The 18117-nt window shown below is 55.0% G+C and carries 15 protein-coding genes; 12 read left to right on the top strand and 3 right to left on the bottom strand.

Annotated elements, in window-relative coordinates; translation table 11 throughout:
* Window positions 1-56 precede the first annotated feature (56 nt).
* Window positions 57-998, bottom strand: a complete 942-nt coding sequence (gene rnhC / locus HNQ64_RS20170; protein ID WP_184212084.1) for a ribonuclease HIII — start codon at window positions 996-998, stop codon at window positions 57-59.
* A 216-nt stretch (window positions 999-1214) separates the two neighbouring features.
* Between rnhC and HNQ64_RS20165 the strand changes: the two genes are divergently transcribed.
* The 5 genes from HNQ64_RS20165 to HNQ64_RS20145 all read left to right on the top strand — a co-directional run bounded on the left by HNQ64_RS20165 (window position 1215) and on the right by HNQ64_RS20145 (window position 6383).
* Window positions 1215-2294 (top strand): NHL repeat-containing protein, encoded by a 1080-nt coding sequence (locus tag HNQ64_RS20165; RefSeq protein WP_184212082.1) that lies wholly within the window; start codon window positions 1215-1217, stop codon window positions 2292-2294.
* A gap of 42 nt (window positions 2295-2336) precedes the next feature.
* The gene (locus tag HNQ64_RS20160; RefSeq protein ID WP_184212080.1) at window positions 2337-3386 is read left to right on the top strand and encodes an NHL domain-containing protein; all 1050 of its coding nucleotides are present in this window, start codon (window positions 2337-2339) and stop codon (window positions 3384-3386) included.
* Window positions 3387-3485: 99 nt separating this feature from the next.
* The gene (locus HNQ64_RS20155) at window positions 3486-4364 is read left to right on the top strand and encodes a class I SAM-dependent methyltransferase (RefSeq protein WP_184212078.1); all 879 of its coding nucleotides are present in this window, start codon (window positions 3486-3488) and stop codon (window positions 4362-4364) included.
* A gap of 21 nt (window positions 4365-4385) precedes the next feature.
* Window positions 4386-4832: a c-type cytochrome domain-containing protein gene (locus HNQ64_RS20150; protein ID WP_184212076.1), complete on the top strand. Its 447-nt coding sequence runs from the start codon at window positions 4386-4388 to the stop codon at window positions 4830-4832.
* 174 nt (window positions 4833-5006) lie between these two features.
* Window positions 5007-6383 carry an aspartate aminotransferase family protein gene (locus HNQ64_RS20145; protein WP_184212074.1) on the top strand — a complete coding sequence of 459 codons (1377 nt, stop codon included), beginning with the start codon at window positions 5007-5009 and terminating at the stop codon, window positions 6381-6383.
* A 68-nt stretch (window positions 6384-6451) separates the two neighbouring features.
* Here HNQ64_RS20145 and HNQ64_RS20140 read toward each other — a convergent pair whose 3' ends face one another.
* Both HNQ64_RS20140 and HNQ64_RS20135 read right to left on the bottom strand, forming a co-directional pair.
* On the bottom strand, window positions 6452-7336 hold the full coding sequence (locus HNQ64_RS20140) for an NAD(P)-dependent oxidoreductase (protein ID WP_184212072.1): 885 nt from the start codon (window positions 7334-7336) through the stop codon (window positions 6452-6454).
* Window positions 7337-7389: 53 nt separating this feature from the next.
* Entirely contained in the window at window positions 7390-8898 is a 1509-nt protein-coding gene (locus HNQ64_RS20135) for an alkaline phosphatase D family protein (protein WP_184212070.1), read from the bottom strand.
* A gap of 100 nt (window positions 8899-8998) precedes the next feature.
* Between HNQ64_RS20135 and HNQ64_RS20130 the strand changes: the two genes are divergently transcribed.
* The 7 genes from HNQ64_RS20130 to HNQ64_RS20100 all read left to right on the top strand — a co-directional run bounded on the left by HNQ64_RS20130 (window position 8999) and on the right by HNQ64_RS20100 (window position 18054).
* The gene (locus tag HNQ64_RS20130; protein WP_184212068.1) at window positions 8999-9268 is read left to right on the top strand and encodes a VCBS domain-containing protein; all 270 of its coding nucleotides are present in this window, start codon (window positions 8999-9001) and stop codon (window positions 9266-9268) included.
* Between the two features lie 89 nt (window positions 9269-9357).
* Window positions 9358-10785 (top strand): sulfatase family protein, encoded by a 1428-nt coding sequence (locus HNQ64_RS20125; RefSeq protein ID WP_184212066.1) that lies wholly within the window; start codon window positions 9358-9360, stop codon window positions 10783-10785.
* A gap of 242 nt (window positions 10786-11027) precedes the next feature.
* Window positions 11028-11639 carry an Amuc_1102 family pilus-like protein gene (locus HNQ64_RS20120; RefSeq protein WP_184212064.1) on the top strand — a complete coding sequence of 204 codons (612 nt, stop codon included), beginning with the start codon at window positions 11028-11030 and terminating at the stop codon, window positions 11637-11639.
* Between the two features lie 52 nt (window positions 11640-11691).
* Window positions 11692-13422: an Amuc_1101 family PilM-like pilus complex protein gene (locus HNQ64_RS20115; protein WP_184212062.1), complete on the top strand. Its 1731-nt coding sequence runs from the start codon at window positions 11692-11694 to the stop codon at window positions 13420-13422.
* Window positions 13422-14432, top strand: a complete 1011-nt coding sequence (locus tag HNQ64_RS20110) for an Amuc_1100 family pilus-like protein (RefSeq protein ID WP_184212060.1) — start codon at window positions 13422-13424, stop codon at window positions 14430-14432. The genes HNQ64_RS20115 and HNQ64_RS20110 overlap by 1 nt, the downstream gene beginning before the upstream one ends.
* Before the next feature lie 42 nt (window positions 14433-14474).
* A complete protein-coding gene (locus HNQ64_RS20105; RefSeq protein ID WP_184212058.1) occupies window positions 14475-15428 on the top strand; it encodes an Amuc_1099 family pilus-like system protein in 954 nt (317 codons plus the stop codon).
* Between the two features lie 115 nt (window positions 15429-15543).
* Window positions 15544-18054: an Amuc_1098 family type IV pilus outer membrane protein gene (locus HNQ64_RS20100; RefSeq protein WP_246431140.1), complete on the top strand. Its 2511-nt coding sequence runs from the start codon at window positions 15544-15546 to the stop codon at window positions 18052-18054.
* Window positions 18055-18117: the final 63 nt, after the last annotated feature.

Below are 18117 nucleotides of genomic sequence, written 5' to 3'. Positions count from 1 at the left end.
AGTTAGATGGCGGAGAGACGGGGCTTTGCAAGCTGTTCCTTAGTCCTCTAAGGGATTTATAGGGAAGACGACCTGCTTTCGTTGGCGTTGAAGACTTCCTGGGTCGTTTTAAAATGCAGTTTTGCGACTTGAGCGAGGATCTCTGGACCCTGATTTTGTAACAGGATTTTAGCGTTGTCTTTTACCTGTTGGGAGACGCCTTTGGGCAATGGAGTGCCAAGTTGCTGCCCGCTTTCGCGGAGCCAAAGAACGAATTTTTCCCGGGCCAGGATGGATGCAGCCGCCACGGCTGGGTCGGACTCTGCTTTGGTACGTTGTACCAGTTCGATTTGTTGTCCCTTCGCCTGAAGGGCTTTTTTGAGCACGGCGGGATTTGCGAATTGGTCAGAAATGGCCTGGGGGCAATCGGGCACACGCTCCAGCAAAAGCTCGATCACCTTTGCGTGTCCCCAGGCTAACAAGCGGTTCAGGTTACCGAATTTTTCATACAGCGCGTTGTAGCGTTCGGGATTGATTTGCACCACTTCCCAGCGCAGCCCAGGCACCTGCCGGATGGCCTGTGCCACTTGCTCGATTTTTTGGTCACTGGTGATCCGCTTGCTATCCACTGCGCCGATCTCACGCAGCCTGCGAGCCACGTCGGTATCTACATAAACGCCAGCGATGACCAGCGGCCCGAAAAAGTCGCCTTTACCACTCTCATCCACCCCGATGTGGGGCTGGTACATTTCGGGATGATGGACTTCTTCATAGCCCAGTTCCGCCTGGCCGAGAATCTGTGGCTCCAGAATGAGAGTCACAAAATCGGCCGTATCTTTGCCTTGAACCAGGACCTTGGGGCCTTTTTGGTAAACCAAGACATTCACCTTACCGCGGCTAGCAGCGTATAGGCAGTGGGGTTTCGTCTCAAACTCCCAGCCCTGTGCCAGGAGCAAAGATCTCAACTTCGTGGCCTGCTCGGTCGAAAGGGGTTTAGTGTAGGTCGTGATGGGGGCCATGAATGAGAAAAAAGTCTGCCGCAGGAAAACACACGGATTGTGGAAATGCGCGGCATTTCTCAGAGCAAAATACCGCAAAAAGATTCAAGAGTTACAAGGATTTGCGGGATTGACCAATCTACGAAGAAGAGCGGAGAATAAGTTTCCACCGCAGAAAAGTGGCCTCTTGTGCCGTTGTTAAGCCCTTACACTGCTACCTTCTTTGCTTTTTGATTCATGAAACTCTTCGCTCTCAGTCTGTCCCTCCTGCTCTCCCCTCTTGTTCATGCGGCAGAATGGACGATTTCCACATTTGCCGGAACTGGTGAAAAAGGGTTTAGCGGCGATGGAGGGCCCGCCACGAAGGCGAAAATGGACAATCCTTTCGGTGTTACTCGTGGGCCTGATGGGGCGATTTGGTACTGTGAGTACACGGGACAAAAGATACGTAAAATCACACCCGATGGCGTCATCCACACCATCGCAGGCACGGGTGAAACGGGTTATACGGGAGATGGAGGTCCGGCTTTGAAAGCCACTTTTAATCTGCCTCATGAGATCCGTTTCGATGCCGCTGGTGACCTTTACATCGTGGACATGAAAAACAACGCGGTGCGTAAGGTGGATATGAAAACGGGCCTCATCAGCACCTTCGCTGGAACAGGAGTGGCAGGCTACGCTGGTGATGGTGGTGCTGCGGCACAGGCGCAGTTGAAGCAGCCACACAGCATTCAGTTTGGTCCAGACGGGGACTTATACATTTGTGATATCGGAAATAACACCATTCGTAAGGTGGATATGAAGACCCAAATCATCACCACTTTTGCAGGCACGGGCAAAGCTGGAGACACTCCCGATGGCGCACCCATCGCTGGCACACCGCTCAAAGGTCCAAGGTCTCTGGACTTTGACAAAGCAGGCAACCTTTGGCTCTGCACCCGTGAGGGGAATCAGGTGTTTAAATTTGATCTCAAGGCCGGCAAGATCCACCACGTCGCAGGCACTGGTAAGAAGGGTTTTACGGGGCATGGCGGCCCGGCCAAAGAGGCTACCCTCAGTGGCCCAAAGGGCATCGCACTGGATGCTGAAGGCAATGCCTGGCTGGCCGATACAGAGAGCCATAGCGTGCGTATGGTGAATGCTAAAACAGGCACGCTGGATCTCATCGCGGGTACCGGAATGAAGGGTGATGGTGCAGATGGTGATCCTCTGAAATGTGAAATGGCGCGCCTGCATGGCATCTATGTGGACCATGATGGTGCCGTGTACATTGGCGATAGCGAGGCGCACAAAGTCCGCGTTTTGCGCCAAAAGTGATCTGCCTTGGCTTCCCATATTTCATCTTCCTTTGTTCAGCTCATGTCGCTCTTTCGCTCCCTCTTCTTACTGGCTCTGCTGCCTGGTTATTCTCTGGCAGATCGCATTCACCTGGTGGCAGGAGGTGTGCGGGATGAGGTGGGCATCGCAGCGACAGAAGCGGTTTTAAAAGAGCCTTTCGGGGCGGAATTTGATGCTGGTGGTCACCTGTGGATTGTGGAGATGGTTTCTGGCAATCGCCTCCTCCAGGTGGATGGCGGCGGCCTCATCACCCATGTGGCTGGGCAACTGACTCCGGGTTTCAGTGGCGATGGGGGCCCGGCCTTGCGTGCTCAGTTCAATGGCCCTCATAATCTCGCCATCCAACCCGATGGCAAAGTTCTGGTGGGAGATACCTGGAATGGTCGTGTGCGTGTAGTGGATGTGAAAGCAGGCACGGTGAAAACTCTCGAAGGCTGGCAGGCGCCTCAGGGGAAGGAACGCGGCAACGGCCCTTACTGCATCACGCTGGATTTCAGCGGTATGCAACTCTACATCGCGGATCTGCGTCAGGTACATCGCCTGGATTTAGCGACGGGTAAGTCTGTGGTCATCGCTGGCAATGGTCAGAAAGGCCTACCGGAAAATGGAGCATTGGCCACCGAGGCCCCGCTGGTAGATCCCCGCGCCGTGGCTGCAGATCGCCAGGGCAATGTGTACATTTTAGAGCGTAATGGCAATGCCCTGCGTGTGGTGGATAAGAGTGGGCGCATCCGCACCGTGGTGAATGCCTCGGGTAAAAAAGGCGGCGCTGGGGACGGTGGTGCTGCACTGGAGGCTACGATGAACGGCCCTAAACACCTCTGCATAGATCGGGATGATTCGGTCCTCATTGCAGATGCGGAAAGTCATCTCATCCGTCGTTATGTGCCCACCACTGGTAAGATCGAGCGTGTCGCCGGGACCGGCGTGAAAGGCAGCGCTGGCGTGGGGGGAGATCCCCGTCAGTGCCAACTGGCCCGCCCGCACGGCGTCACCGTTCATCCACAAACGGGAGAAATCTTCATCACAGATAGTTATAACAACCGTGTGCTAAAGATCGTCAACGAGTGAAGCGCCGGGGACCGATCTGGTTAAGGAGGTGTGAAGCTCCGGTAGCACCCGGGCTCTTTTCCTGATAGCGCAGCCGCCTTCTTCAAGCGATAAAGGGGCATGCGCTCCGACTTTCATCGCAAGCCCACCGGCTCACGCACCCCACCCCGCCCAGGTCCCCGTCCCGCTCCAGGGAGGGGCCCCGCCAGTGCCCCGCGCCCAGATCGCAGCCAGGGCGGTACCTCCTGGGAAAAATCGGCCGACTGGTATGACCGCATTTTAGGAGAACGCGGGTCCGAGCTCTATCAGGCCGTCGTCATCCCCCAATCCCTGGCTTTGCTCAAACCTCAAAAGGGCGAGCGCATCTTGGATCTGGGGTGTGGCCAAGGGGTTTTCTCACGAGCCATGGCTGACAAAGGGGCTCAAGTCACGGGTGTGGATGCCGCGCCGACGCTCATTGTCAAAGCCCGCACCTACCCCAGCCGCACCCCCATCCGATATTATGATCGGGATGCCGCGCAGCTCAACGGTCTGGGCGAATTCGATGCGGCTTCTGCCATTCTTTGTCTGCAAAATATGGAGCATTTGGACACTGTGATCGCTGCCACGGCCACGGTTTTAAAGCCCGGTGGTCGCATGCTATGGGTGCTGAATCACCCCGCCTTTCGCATTCCCCGCCAATCTTCCTGGGGGAATGAGGAGGATCGTAAAATCCAATACCGCCGGGTGGATGCCTACAGCAGCACGCTGGGCATTCCCATCCTCATGCACCCTGGCAAAGCAGACAGTGAAAGTACCGTGAGCTTCCACCGCAGCTTTGAAACGCTGTGTTCCTCGGGCTTCAAGGCGGGGCTCACCATGGCCGGCCTGGGGGAATGGTATTCGCATAAAGAAAGCCAGCCTGGGCCTAGAGCCCGAGCCGAAAACCGGGCTAGAAAAGAGTTTCCTCTGTTTCTGGCTCTCCTCTGGCAAAAGCCCTTTGTCACAGCACCCGTCTAACCGGTTAGTAGATTTTTCCCGATGAAATACCTCGTTCCCGTTTGCGCTCTTGGTTTGTTGTTAGTCGCTTGTGCCAGCAAGCCTCCGGCGGCTCCAGAAAAACCCGTGGAGGCGCTTGCCGGGCGCGATTACTTCGTGACTTACGTGAAGCCCATTCTTGAGACGCAGTGCCTGCGCTGTCATCAGGGAGCGAATCCTCCGGCAGGGCTTTCCCTCGTCCAACGCAGCGCTGCTTATGCCCCGCGCAAGCGCGACCGAGCTTACATCGTGCCGGGAGATCCTGAAGCGAGCCTCTTGTTCACCGCTGTCACACGGGAGGGCACTCATCCCCTCATCATGCCGCGTCTCGACATCACCCTAACCGATGATGATATCGGTGCGCTGCATGAATGGATCGAGGACGGTGCCTTCTGGCCAGACAATCCAGATGGCTTTCTTCAGCCGCGATACAACATTGAAAATCCCTGATTTTACAAGGGATGCAGGCGCACTCGGCACGCATTGATACCTTTGTGATGTGGCTGTATTAAGATGGCGTTTTGAGGCTGCTGTCACAAAAATACCCACATGCGCCAGTTTGCGCGTAGCTCATCCGCACGAAGCAAGACAAGGTCAACGTTGTCCTAACCAACCGATTTTAACATGGGCAAAGAATACGACACCACTCCACAGACCGTCCCGCACGTGGCGACGAAATACCGCACGATCTGCACGCCGGTCCCTCATCCAGAATCCATTCAGCACATCGAGCGGAGTCGCAAGTATGAGCCCCTGTCCATGCGCGGAATGCCGCCCATTGTTTGGGACCGCGCTGAAGACATCTTCGTTTTCGATAAATACGGAAATCGCTGGCTCGACTGGAGCAGTGGCGTACTGGTGACGAACTGTGGTCACGGCGTGCCTGAAGTCCGCCAAGCCATCCTGGATCAGGTCAATAGCGGCCTCATTCATAACTACGTCTTTCCAAGTGAAGAGCGGCCAGAGCTGTGTGAACTCATCGCCAGCGTCTCGCCTGAGCCCCTTAAAAAAGTCTTCCTGCTGAGCACCGGCAGTGAGGCCACAGAGTGCGCTATCAAACTCAGCCGCGCCCATGGCATTGCGGTGGGTGGGCGTGAGAAGATCGGCATCATCGGTTTTGACCGGGGTTACCATGGTCGCACGCTCGCTTCCCAACAGGCCGGGGGCATGTCGGGCCAGAAGTCCTGGATCGTCAACATGGACCCCGCCATCATCAATGTGCCGTTTCCAGACGGATATTGGGAAGGGGACAGCAGCTTTGATGGCTTTTTAAAAGCGGTCGAAAACAGTGGCATGAAACCTAGCCAGATCGCCGGCGTGATCATGGAAAGTTATCAGGGCGTGGGTCCTGACTTTGCCCCGGTGCCATACATCGAAAAACTGCGGGCTTGGTGCACAGAGCATGACGTGGTTTTGACCTTTGATGAAGTGCAGTCGGGCTTTGGCCGCACGGGCAAGTTCTGGGCCTTCGAGCATTACGGAGTGGTCCCAGACCTCATTTGCTGTGGTAAGGGCATCTCCTCTTCGCTGCCCCTGGCTGCCGTCATTGGCCGCCAGGACATCATGGATCAGTTCCCTCCGGGGTCCATGACCAGCACCCACTCGGGCAACCCTGTCTGCTGCGCCGCTGCCCTGGCTAACATCCGCAAGCTGCTGGATGAAGACCTCACAGGCAATGCGGCCCTTTTAGGCCCCGTGCTGCTGGCTGGATGCCTGGCCATTCAGGCCAAGCATCCTGAAGTCATCGGCAACGTCACCGGAGCAGGCCTCGTGGCGGGTCTCCAGACCGTCAAGCGCGGCACCAAGCAGCCAGACCATGACCTTGCCCACCGTGTCATCGAACTCTGTTATCAGAAGGGTCTGCTCTTCTTCGCCCCCGTGGGTGCCTGGGGGCAGACCGTGAAAATCTGCCCGCCACTTACCATCCCTCAAGAAGCGCTCGAAGAAGGTCTCGCTGTGCTGGCGGAAGCCTTCGACGAAGCCGTCGCTGAATTGGGTTAAGCTTTGAGTTCAACCACAAAAAAATCCCATGGCCTCGCGGTCATGGGATTTTTTTATGGAGTACTCGCTTACGCGTGCCGCCCTTTGAAGGTTAGCTCCGCAATGCCTGATTTGTCCAGATCTCCAAGACCCAGGCTAACCATCTTTTGATACTGAGAAATGGTGGCCAAGTTGAGCGGCAGATTGAGGCCCACACTTTCAGCCATGCCGCCCGCGATGCCACTGTCCTTGGCTGCGTGTTCGGCAGAGAACCAGCAGTCATGTTCGCGCGCCACCATGTCACCGCCATCCGTCTCCAGCACGCGGCTGTTCGCGCCTGTTTGGCTGAAGACTTCGCGGACCATGTCGAGATCATGCCCCAGCGCCGCTGCGAGGCCCAGCCCTTCGGCGAGACCTGCGGTGTTGATATTCATCACCATGTTTACCAGGGCTTTCACTTCCGCGGCCCGGCCTGGCCCACCAATAAAACGACGGTTCACGCTCATCTGTTCCAGGATAGGCAGCACCTCGTTATAAACACCTTCATCGCCTGCCAGCATGAGGTACAGCTTCCCCTCACGTGCATGGCTGATGCTGGAGGCCATGCTGGCTTCCAGACTGTACGCACCGCTGGCTTTAGCTGCTTCATAAACCTGACGATGAATGCCAGGAGAAACGGTGGCGCAGTTGATGAAGATCTTGTTAGCCGCTGCCTGGAGTAGATTGTCACCCGGTGCCAAAAAGATGCCGCGCATGGATTCGTCATTCGTCACGACGGTGAAAATCACCTCGGCGGCAGCCGTCACTTCCGCCAGCTTTTCAGGAGCTGCGCATCCGAGTTCCTCCGCCAGCGCCACGGCGATGGGGCGATGGCTATCATAAACAGCAGTCACGCTGTATCCGCATTCTTTTAGACGGCGAGCCATGTTGGCTCCCATGCGTCCGACTCCGACAAAGGCGATGGTTTTGCTCATAGATAAGAGGGTATTTAAAAAAAGGTGTGCGTAGTGAAAGCGCAGCGTGGGCATTACGGCTGCAACTCACTCAAGTGCAAGGTTTTCTCGATCTGCGTGGCTCCCGCTTCATCCAGAATGCGTAGCGTCAGAGCGGGATCTACAGCCGTCCAGTCGATGGCCAGGGTGCCCACATTTGGCTGATGAAAAGTCTTTGGCAGGGCGCGGTTCGCATTCGGGGTTGGGGTCCCGCGCTTATGGACTTGAGTCATGGAGCTCGCCGTGAAGTCATAGAGAGGGTAGGGGACGTCCTGGGTCAGGACGGACATTTCACACCAATGCCGATCACCGCTGAGGACCAGGGCACCGGCGGCCTTCGTTTCGGCGATCAGTTTCACCAACCGTTTTTGTTCGTGAGGGAAATTGGCCCAGCTTTCACTGCCGCTCGCTGCGGCTGCAAATTGGATGCTGGAGATGATGAGGCGAAGCTCTGCGGGCTGCTCCAGCACCCCTTTCAGCCAGGTCCACTGGGCCTCCCCCAGCACGGTGGTGCTGACATCATCAGTGGGGATGGCGCTGCCGCCATTTGTGGCTTGGTCTTTGGGTACACGTTTCAGGGGACTGCGGAAGTAGCGGGTATCCAGCAGGATGACCTGGGTGCGTTTACCCACAGGGCCGAAGGTGCGTGCCTGATACACACCCTCCTGTTTCCTCAATGCGGACCCGCTGGGTTCATTCAGCCAATCCAGGAATTCCTTCTGCGATTCCTTTTTCATGGGGTAGTCCCCACCGCCATCATTGGCACCAAAGTCGTGGTCATCCCACGTTGCCAGAACCGGGGCTTTGGTGCGCAGTCCTTGGAAAAATCTGCTCTGGCCCAGGGCGATGTATTTGGTCCGCATCTTGGCCATGTCTTCCGTATCGGCGTAGATGTTGTCGCCCATGAAAAGGAAAAGGTCCATCGGCAGGGTCAGGGTGCGGTCCAGCATCGGGTGCTCGGTCAGGTCCAGGCAGGAGCCAAAAACGATGTTCTGCAGCGGCTGGGCCGGGGCGGTGAGATCAAAGGGAAAACTCGTTTCTCCAGGAAAGAGGACGGAGAACTTCGGGTGCTCCACCCCCGAAATGTAGTTCCGAAAAACCACCGCCAGCGGCGTGTCCTTAGTCGCTCGGATCTGCCAGTTGCGGCTGCCAGCGGGCACTCGAGTCTCCCACGTGCCTGTCAGCACGACGATATCGTCCTCGCTATCCAGCGGAGCGCGATCGTGTCCGGTGAACTCAAAGCGGAAATCTGGAGTCACCGGGCCGGTGGGGTCGAAGAGGAACTCGACGTATTTTTTTACCAAGGCCTGCGCTTTTGTTTTCAATTCCGTCACCCGGGCCTCTCCCAGAGTTGGTAAAATCGGCTGCATTAAGGAGGCGGCCGTGTTGGGATCTTCGGCAAAACAGCGGGGGTCCACCTCCACCGTCAGGGTGCATGCTCCCTCCGGGGTGAAATAAGCGCGCACAGGGATGTCAGGCACCGGGTGGCCCCAGGCGGAGGCGCAAAAAAGAAAGACGGCAGCAAGGTGCAGGCGGGTTTTCATGAAAAAATGAGGCTTGTGTGCAAACGAAGTTTATGAACAATCGTTTACTGAACAGCAACGCAATCGGTTGCTCACATCCAACAATCATCCTGAAACTAATATGAAAAAAGCATTCGCTACTCTCGCCATCGTCTCCCTGGCACTCGGCTCCGCCTACGCAGGCTGCGGCAAGGTGGTCACCAATGAAGGCAAGCTGAAGTCCTTCGATGCAGCGACGAAAGCTGTCGTCGTAGAAGGCAAAGACGGCAAAGAAGCCAAACTCACCCTCACCCCATCCGCCAAAGGCGCTGATGATGCAGCAAAGCTCGTCGGTAAAGACGTGAAGGTGGACAGCGAGCACGGCAAGATCACCAGCATCGCCAAAGCTTAATCCTGGATTAAAAGTTTTTGGAAAGCCCGGCAGCGATGCCGGGCTTTTTTTTGGACAGGTTCTACCTCATTATCACGTTCATGGGAGGCATGTTTCGCCTCCTCATTGCCACAGTCCTTGCGTTTTCATCGCTGCTGAGAGCGGCTGACCAGCCCAATGTGGTGGTCATTTTCATGGATGATATGGGGTATGCAGATGTGAGTTGTTTTGGAGCTAAAGGTTATCAAACCCCTCACATTGACCGCCTCGCCCAAGACGGGCGCAAGTTTACCAATTTCCATGTGCCGCAGCCTGTTTGCAGTGCCTCCCGCGCAGGCCTTCTCACAGGATGTTACCCAAACCGCATCGGCATCCACGGTGCCCTTTCCCCCAAGGCCACCCATGGCCTAGCCGCCAGTGAAATGACCCTCGCGGAAGTGGCCAAACAAAAAGGTTATGCCACGGCGGCGATCGGTAAATGGCACCTCGGCCACCTCGCTCCCTTCTTGCCCACTCAGCATGGGTTCGATGAATATTACGGCCTGCCTTACTCCAATGACATGTGGCCTTTCCACCCTGAGGCCAAGCCTGGTAGCTACCCCAAGCTGCCTCTCTATGAAAATGAACGCATTGTGGACGCCGACGTGACCCCCGAGGACCAAACACGCCTAACCACGGATTACACCACGCGAGCCGTAGATTTTATTGAGAGGAATAAAACGAAGCCGTTTTTCCTCTATCTGGCTCATAGCATGGTCCATGTGCCTCTCTATGTGAGTGAAAAATTTAGAGGCAAGTCGGGCAAAGGTCTCTTTGCGGACGTGATGCTGGAGGTGGACTGGTCCGTGGGGCAGATCCTCCAGTCGCTGGAAAAAAATGGCCTCAAAGAAAACACCTGGGTCATTTTCACTTCCGATAATGGGCCCTGGCTGAGTTATGGGGACCATGCTGGCTCGGCAGGCCTTCTTCGTGAAGGCAAAGGCACCGTCTGGGAAGGTGGGACACGGGTGACCAGCATCATGCGCTGGCCCGCTAAAATACCGGCCGGCAGTACCAGCGATGCCATGCTCATGACCATTGATATCCTGCCGACGATGGCCGCTGTTCTGGGGGCGGAACTGCCGCCGCATCCGATCGATGGCAAAAACGTCTGGCCCCTGCTCACGGGGGATTCATCGGCCAAAAACCCTCACGCTTTTTACGCTTTTTATTACCATCAAAATGAGCTTCAGGCCCTCACCAGCGGCGACGGGCAGTGGAAAATCGTTTTCCCTCACAGCTACCGCAGTCTGGGAGACCTGCCGCCGGCTCAAGGCGGAAAACCTGCGCAATATCGACCTGAGAAGGTGCTCTCACCAGAGCTTTACGACCTTTATGCGGATCTGAGCGAGGCTAAAAACGTCGCCTCAGCTCACCCTGAGGAAGTCGCCCGCCTGCAAGCCTACGCCGCACAAATGCGGGCTGAGCTGGGCGATAGTTTGGCCAAGCAGCCAAAAGGCACTGGCAGCCGTGCAGCCGGACAAAGCCCCCTGAAATAAAGGATTAAAGGCCGCAGAATTGCCGAAAATACACTCAATGGGCCTTTTCTGAAGGCGTCCGAAGCCTCTCAATGTCATCTGTGAGAGGCTTCTGGCGGTATTTTTCACCTTTTGATCTAATTTTTCGCCGTTTCCGAAAATCGTGTCTTGCTGCCTGAGGCTCTTTGCGGATAAAAATAAAAAATCCCGATTGAGTCACCACCTCCCGGCGGACCTTTACGGGCTACCATCCTTCCCCCCTCATGATGAAAATCTACACTGCTCTCGCCATCTTTGCGTTCGGTATCAGCACGGCCAGTGCTCAGGCTCCAGCCGTCAAAGTGGATGGAGGTAAGCTTTCGATTGATACCCAAAAGACACCTCAGTTTACGGCTAGTGGTGTTAAGGACAAAAACTGGCGTCAAAAGGATTGGTTGGAGGTGGACCTGCCCTTCCAAATCAAACTGCCACAGGCAGCAGGTGGGCGTAACGGAAGCCTGGAGTCCATGACCGTGAATTATTACATCGGTCTAAACGCTCAGACCAAAGACAATAAATTTGAAGTGGTCAAAGGCACTTTTAATTACGTGGACATTCCTGCGGGTCAAGACTGCCATGCTTTGGCCTATGTTTCTCCTGCGACTCTGCGTCGCCTGCTCCAGAAAGACAATTTCACCCCTTCTGACATCAAGGCCTGGGGTTATGAAGTGCTCGTCGGTGGCCAGCGCGTGGGTGGTGATTCCAGCGTGAGTGGCAACGCTTGGTGGGAGAAGACTGATACCCTCTCCATCAATGAAGGAGTGATGCTCGCCAAAACAGAGACGCCTTTCGGCATCCTTTGGGGCGACTACGATGTGAGCGCCAAGAAGCAGTAATCTGCTCAGGCTCTTTCTCACTCACACACGGCACGTTTTAGAAACAAACAGCATGGCAGACAGCAAAAGCATAGCGGTCCTGAATCTCGGCTCTCAGAGATTGTCAGGTGCCATTTTCAGTAAGTCCGGGGGCGATCTTGTACTCAAAAAGTACGAGTTTCTCGACATGAGCGGCGATCCAACGGTGGATGCCTCGAGAATTCCTCAGCTTCGCGTCGGCGTGCAAGAAATTGCCAGCCGTCTCAAGCTCAAGGGGAGCTCTGTGAACTACGCCGTCGCTGGCCACACCGTTTTTTCACGCTTCGTGAAGCTGCCACCTGTGCAGGGTGACCGCATGGACCAAATCGTGGAGTTTGAGGCCCGCCAAAACGTGCCTTTCCCGATCAATGAAGTCATTTGGGACTATGAAGTCGTTTCAGAGCTGGGCGAAACGGAAGTCATCATCGTCGCCATCAAGTCTGACTCGTTGAATGAGACCAACGACACCGTCAAGGAAGCAGGCTTGAAGACCAGCTGTGTGGACCTTGCTCCTCTGGCTCTCTACAATGCTTTCCGTTACAGCTACCCAGACGTGGATGAGCCTGCGGTCATCATTGATCTTGGCGCACGTTCGACCAACTTGGTTTTTGTTGAGGAAGGGCGTTTCTTCACTCGTAACGTGCTTGTCGGTGGTGCCTCCATCACCAATGCGATTTCCAAAGAATTCAGCATCAGCTTCAGCGAGGCTGAACAACAAAAAATCTCCGTCGGTTTTGTCGCTCAAGGCGGTGCCGTCGAAGAACATTCTGACCCTGCCATTGCCGCACTTTCCAAAGTGATCCGCAATGCCGCGACTCGTCTTCACGGCGAGATCATGCGCACCATCAATTACTATCGCACCCAGCAGGGCGGTTCCCAGCCAAAGCGCGTCTTTGTCTGCGGTGGTGGGGCCTTGCTCGGCAACATGACTCTTTTCTTGGAAGAGAAGCTCAAGCTACCAGTTGAAATTTTCAATCCTCTTCGTGGAGTCCAGTTGGATCGCGGCGTGAATGCCGATGCAGCCAACAATGACGCCCCGTTCCTCTCGGAAGTGGTCGGTCTGGCTCTCCGTTCTGCGGGCGGCTGCCCTTCTGAAATTGAACTGGTGCCAGACGTGGTGGCGAATGCTCGCGATGCAGCCCGCCGGGCTCCGGCTCTGGTTCTGGCAGGTGTTTGCCTTTGGTCGGCTCTCGGTGCTGGCATGCTGTATTTCCAAAACGCAGAACGCGTGACTCAGGAGCAGCTTTCCTCCATGCAGCAGGAAAACAATCGACTGACAGCCTTGGCCAATCAGATCCGCCAGCAGGACGGTGCCTTGGCTCAATCCATTGCTCTGGTGACTCCCCTCACGGAAGCCGTGGGAGACCGTTCATATTGGGTTCGTTTGTTGAATAAGATCAACAACGCCTTCGATAATGACCTCATTTGGTTGACCGTTGTGGAGCCTCTGAAAGATGGCAAGCCCATCACGCCTGCGCTTTTTGAGCAGGAAGAAAGCTCGCCGGAATCCACCGCTAAGGCTGTCCCTGGGAAACCTGTTTATGAACTGCGTATTCAGGGCCTCTATCGTAAAAATGATGAGGGTGAACAGGTGGTCTATCGTTTCGCCACTGCTCTGGCAAAAATGGGTGATTTCGCTGCCGAAAAATTCGAAGAAAAACGCGCCAACTATGTGAGCGCCGAAAGCGGTGTCGAAGAAGACCGCTATGCCTACAAATTTAACATCAAGCTGCCCCTTCAGCAGCCCATCAAATTCACAAACTGATGAGTTGGATCCAACAAAATAAATTGCCTGCCGCCATTCTTGGCGTCACGGCAGCAGGTGCGGCAGGTCTGGGCTACATGCTCTTCTCCGCTTACACAAGCTACAGCTCCACGCTGGATCAGTTTGATACGGTGAATAACAGCCTGGCCACTCTGAAGAGTGCTACCTTGGCACCGACCCCTGAAAACCTTGCGATCAAGCAGGCGAAGGTGAAGGAGTTTACCGATATTTCGAGCAAGCTCTCCCTGGTGCTTAATACCATGCAGGCTGAGACTCAGCCCAAGCCGACAACAGACACCGAATTCCAGGCGAAACTGAAGACCAAGATTGCGGATTCCCGCAAACTCGCTGCTGAGCGAGGCATGGCTCTGCCAGCCGTTTATAACTTGGCCTTTGATCGCTACACAGGCGAGCTTCCCAAGTCGAACGAGATCGCTACAGACCTTTCCGGTTATCTGGATGCTGTGGATCAGATCGTCGCGACTTTTGCGAAAGTCGGGGTAAAGCAGATGGAAATGTTGGAGCGTTCTGAGCTCGACTCAGAAAAAGCCGAAGCCGCTAAGCCTGCCACAGGCACGGCTAAAAAAGGCCCTCCTGGTCGCCCAGCCCCAGCCGCAGCTCCTAAATTGTCTGAGCGTCGTCAGGTTCGCGCTATGTTGACGCTGGATCAGGCTGCCCTCCAGCTTCTCATGAGCAGCTTGGCAAGTCCTTCGGAGATGCCCTACTTCACGGTGGTCCGCCTTCTGCGCATCGAAAACGAGCGGAAAAATGGTCCGCTTCGTGCAGAAACCGTGATTACCGCACCATTCGTGGCTCCGGGGACGGAAGGTGCCGCAGAGGCCATTCCAGTCCCGGCCGCTGAGGGGGCAGCCAAAGCAGCTCCCTCTGCCACTAAGCCTGCACCAGTGGATGCTATCGCCGTTCTAGGTAACGAAAGACTCCGTGTTTTTCTCGAAATTGATCTGGTGTATTTCTTAAACACTCAAACGGCCAGCGTTGGCACCCGGTGAGGATATAGTTCCGTCATCACGACACAACTTTGAAATAGCCATATGCAGAACAGGAACGGGAATTACGAAAAAGTCCTTCTGGGCATCACGGCAGTGCTTGCTTTGGGCATTGCAGGTTACCTTGTCTGGACCAGCCAGAGTTTCAGTGACCGCTTGGTGCGGCGCACGGGTAACTCAAAAAATGACCCTGGCCAGCCTCCGACCGAGATCGTCTCTCAGACTCTTAAGCGTCTGACGGAAAAAATCACTTGGATTTCTCCAGTGATTAAAGGCAAGCCAGTGCCGCTGAATAAGTCGGTCCTGCTGGTGAAAAAGGGCGATCAACTGTTCGATCTTCAATTGGAAGACCCTCAGCTTCGTCCTCCAATGACCAACTCCTACTTGGTAAAGAATGACCTTCCGGACATTCTTTCCCCCAATGTGGGCGAGTTAGATGCGGATTCGGATGGGTTCACCAACCTGGAAGAATTTGAGAAAAAGACGAATCCTCGGGATGAAAAAGATCATCCGCCCTTCACGGACAAACTTGTCCTGAAGCGCCGAATCACGTTTGACTACATCATCAAACTCAACAGCAGCTCACCTCCTTATCAGGTCCAGCGCCTGACACCCGAGCCTAGAAAGAGTGTGTTCGTTTCACCGGGCGAAGAGTTCGGCTTCGACAAAGGGGTCGTCCGTTTCCAGGTGAAAGAATTCACCCCCAAGAAAGTGGCTGATCCGGCTGTGGGTGAAAAGGATGTGTCTGAGCTATCCATGCTCGACAAATCCAGCAACCAGGAATTCAAGCTCGTTCGTGGGACTGAAGTGAATTTGGCTGAATACGAAGCTGAATTCGAATTCACCCTTGGGGATCGCCCCACACGCACGGTCAAGAAGGGGGATACCTTCCAAATTCCAGGCATCGGAACGACCTACAAGCTGCTCCAAATTGAGGAGACCAGCGCGGTTATTCAGCCTGTGGATGGTGGAGAACCCATCACTGTGACCAAACCTTAACTTTTTTTCAACCCAACCAAAAAACATCTCGCCAGACAGAAGCAATTCCTGCTAAACACCTCGGCTCATTGTTAATTTTGACAAACCGCACCCTTCTATGATGCATCCCTCCCGAATGAAGAAAAAACAAATCGCCCTGATGGTCGCTCTCGCAGCACCCATGGTTGCCATGCCCGCCTTCGCAGGTGAGGGTGGTGCTAGTGTCCCTGGTATTGCTGAGCGGGAAATCGCCCGCCGTGCGGCCAGAATTGAAGATGCGCGGCAGGCCATGGAGAAGGGTGATGAGCTTTTTGCCAAGGGCGAATACGAAGCGGCTCTCGCTCAGTATCGTGCAGCCAAAGACATTCTTGATCAGCTCCCTAACGCTCCTTTCATTCAAGACTGGCGTGACCTTGCCAATCTGAAATTTGCCGATTGCGCCATCGTGGTGGCTCGGGAAAAAGCCAAGATTGGTGACTATGTAGCCGCTCAGAAGCTGATTGATGAAGCTCAACTGGCTGTCCCCGGGCACAAAGGTGCCAAGGTGTTCGCGAAACATTTGGCAGATCCAGACCGCTGGCCGCCAGCTCTGACGCCTCAGCACGTGGAAAACGTGAGCAAGGTGGAAAAAGGTCTCTTGCTGGCCAACAGCTCCTTGGAAATCGGTGACTATGACAAGTCCCTTCTTCAGTTTGAAGACGTCCTTCGCATTGATCCTTACAACTCCGCCGCACGCCGTGGCATGGAGAATGTGGAACGCAAGCGTAGCGATTATTTCGACACAGCTCGTGACCATCAGCGTGCCCGCATGCTGAACATGGTGAACGAAGCTTGGGAGTATAAGCCACCAGTCCGTGGTTTGGTCATTGACCCAATTGCCACCGGCGGAACCGAGCCTACCGTTTACCTGACTCGCAAGATGCAGGAAATCGTCTTCCCTCAGGTTCAGTTCGCCGGCGCGAGCATCGAAGAAGCCGTGGAATTCCTTCGCGTGAAAAGCCGCGATCTGGACGTCAACGAGACCGATCCAGCCAAGAAGGGGGTGAACATCATCCTCAAAGCTGGCGACGCTCCTGTCACTGCCTCCATCAGTCTCGACCTGAAGGACGTGCCGATGGTGGAAGCTCTGCGTTATGTCACCGAACTGGCTGGCATGAAGTATAAGGTGGAGCCCTTCGCTGTTCTCATCGTTCCAGTGTCTGAAACCACGGCTGAGCAATACACACGTATTTACAGAGTAGGTCCAGACTTCCTGAGCTTGGGTGGCAGTGGTGGTGGTGCTGCAGCTCCTGCGGCTTCTGCTGATCCTTTCGCTGCAGGTGGTGCTGGTGCAGCTCCCGCTTCTAACCTGATCCAGCGCTCCACAGCTCTGGAAATTCTGAAGTCTCAGGGTATTCAGTTCCCTGAAGGTGCTTCTGCGGTGTTCAACCCAGTGACCTCCCAGTTGATTGTGAAAAACACTCAACCTAACCTGGACCTCGTTGAAGCTTTCGTGGACGCTAACCGTTCCCAAGGACCTAAGCAGATCTACATCACTTCCAAATTCGTCGAAGTTTCCCAGAAGAATACCGATGAACTCGGTTTCGATTGGCTCCTCGGTGCCATCGGTGAAGGCAACGCTGTCCAAGGTGGTGGCGGTTCTGACGGCAATTCCGGTCTGGATTCTGGAACCATCGGTTATCCAACTAATATTTCTAACATGGTTACTGCAGGCACTGTTTCGCCAGTAACTCGCAGTCTTCGCACTGGAGGCAATGCTATTAGTGGAAATGCCATTGATGCCCAAATTAACGGTATTTCTAATGTTCTTGAAGCGCCGGGTGCCTTCAGTGTGGCTGGGGTCTTGACAGATCCTCAGTTCGCTTTGGTCATTCGTGCGATGTCCCAGCGTAAGGGGGTGGATCTCATGAGTGCGCCGAGCGTGACGACCAAAGCTGGTCAGCGTGCGACGATCGAAGTGATTCGCGAATTCATCTACCCAACGGAGTTCGATCCACCACAGATCCCAACCAACGTGGGTGCTACTACTGGTGGAACCGGTGGCACTGCTAGCGCTATCCCTGTAACTCCTACCACCCCAACTGCTTTCGAAATGAAGCCTGTGGGTGTCCGTATGGAAGTGGATCCAACCGTCGGTGCTGATGGTTACACCATTGATCTGAACTTGGCTCCTGAAGTCACTGAGTTCGATGGTTTCATCAACTACGGTAGCCCAATCTACAGCGTATCTCCTTCCCAGCCTGCTCGTAATATCATTGACCCAATTCTTGGTATTATCAGATTAGATGCTGTGCCTGCTGAGCGCGTCGAACTGACCCCGAACGTCATCAACCAGCCTGTGTTCTCCATCCGTAAGGTGCAGACGGCTGTGACGATCTGGGACGGCCAGACGGTGGTTCTCGGTGGTTTGATCCGTGAAGACGTGCAGGACGTGGAAGACAAGATCCCAGTTCTGGGTGATCTGCCTTTCGTCGGCCGTCTCTTCAAGTCCCAGGTGGAAGACCACTTCAAGCGTAACCTCATGATCTTCGTGACGGCCAAGCTGATTGACCCTGCTGGCCAGGCCATCAATCCGAACATGCAGACCAGCAATGTTACCCCTGATGCAGGCCCTAATAGCAGTCTGCTTCCTCCAGTAGCGAACTGATTTTGAAGTTCTAAAAGGATTCTGCGGCGGGCAGGTGGTCATTGACCTCCTGCCCGCTTGCTT

The organism is Prosthecobacter dejongeii, from assembly GCF_014203045.1.
GTDB classification, from domain to species: domain Bacteria; phylum Verrucomicrobiota; class Verrucomicrobiia; order Verrucomicrobiales; family Verrucomicrobiaceae; genus Prosthecobacter; species Prosthecobacter dejongeii.
The sequence above is the reverse complement of the archived record's forward strand: the minus strand, read 5'-3'. Positions and strand labels throughout refer to the sequence as shown.

What these genes read in the sequence shown, in the direction of transcription:
- rnhC (WP_184212084.1), bottom strand. Translation starts at nt 998, where the DNA reads ATGGCCCCCATCACGACCTACACTAAACCCCTTTCGACCGAGCAGGCC.
- HNQ64_RS20165 (WP_184212082.1), top strand. Translation starts at nt 1,215, where the DNA reads ATGAAACTCTTCGCTCTCAGTCTGTCCCTCCTGCTCTCCCCTCTTGTT.
- HNQ64_RS20160 (WP_184212080.1), top strand. Translation starts at nt 2,337, where the DNA reads ATGTCGCTCTTTCGCTCCCTCTTCTTACTGGCTCTGCTGCCTGGTTAT.
- HNQ64_RS20155 (WP_184212078.1), top strand. Translation starts at nt 3,486, where the DNA reads ATGCGCTCCGACTTTCATCGCAAGCCCACCGGCTCACGCACCCCACCC.
- HNQ64_RS20150 (WP_184212076.1), top strand. Translation starts at nt 4,386, where the DNA reads ATGAAATACCTCGTTCCCGTTTGCGCTCTTGGTTTGTTGTTAGTCGCT.
- HNQ64_RS20145 (WP_184212074.1), top strand. Translation starts at nt 5,007, where the DNA reads ATGGGCAAAGAATACGACACCACTCCACAGACCGTCCCGCACGTGGCG.
- HNQ64_RS20140 (WP_184212072.1), bottom strand. Translation starts at nt 7,336, where the DNA reads ATGAGCAAAACCATCGCCTTTGTCGGAGTCGGACGCATGGGAGCCAAC.
- HNQ64_RS20135 (WP_184212070.1), bottom strand. Translation starts at nt 8,898, where the DNA reads ATGAAAACCCGCCTGCACCTTGCTGCCGTCTTTCTTTTTTGCGCCTCC.
- HNQ64_RS20130 (WP_184212068.1), top strand. Translation starts at nt 8,999, where the DNA reads ATGAAAAAAGCATTCGCTACTCTCGCCATCGTCTCCCTGGCACTCGGC.
- HNQ64_RS20125 (WP_184212066.1), top strand. Translation starts at nt 9,358, where the DNA reads ATGTTTCGCCTCCTCATTGCCACAGTCCTTGCGTTTTCATCGCTGCTG.
- HNQ64_RS20120 (WP_184212064.1), top strand. Translation starts at nt 11,028, where the DNA reads ATGATGAAAATCTACACTGCTCTCGCCATCTTTGCGTTCGGTATCAGC.
- HNQ64_RS20115 (WP_184212062.1), top strand. Translation starts at nt 11,692, where the DNA reads ATGGCAGACAGCAAAAGCATAGCGGTCCTGAATCTCGGCTCTCAGAGA.
- HNQ64_RS20110 (WP_184212060.1), top strand. Translation starts at nt 13,422, where the DNA reads ATGAGTTGGATCCAACAAAATAAATTGCCTGCCGCCATTCTTGGCGTC.
- HNQ64_RS20105 (WP_184212058.1), top strand. Translation starts at nt 14,475, where the DNA reads ATGCAGAACAGGAACGGGAATTACGAAAAAGTCCTTCTGGGCATCACG.
- HNQ64_RS20100 (WP_246431140.1), top strand. Translation starts at nt 15,544, where the DNA reads ATGAAGAAAAAACAAATCGCCCTGATGGTCGCTCTCGCAGCACCCATG.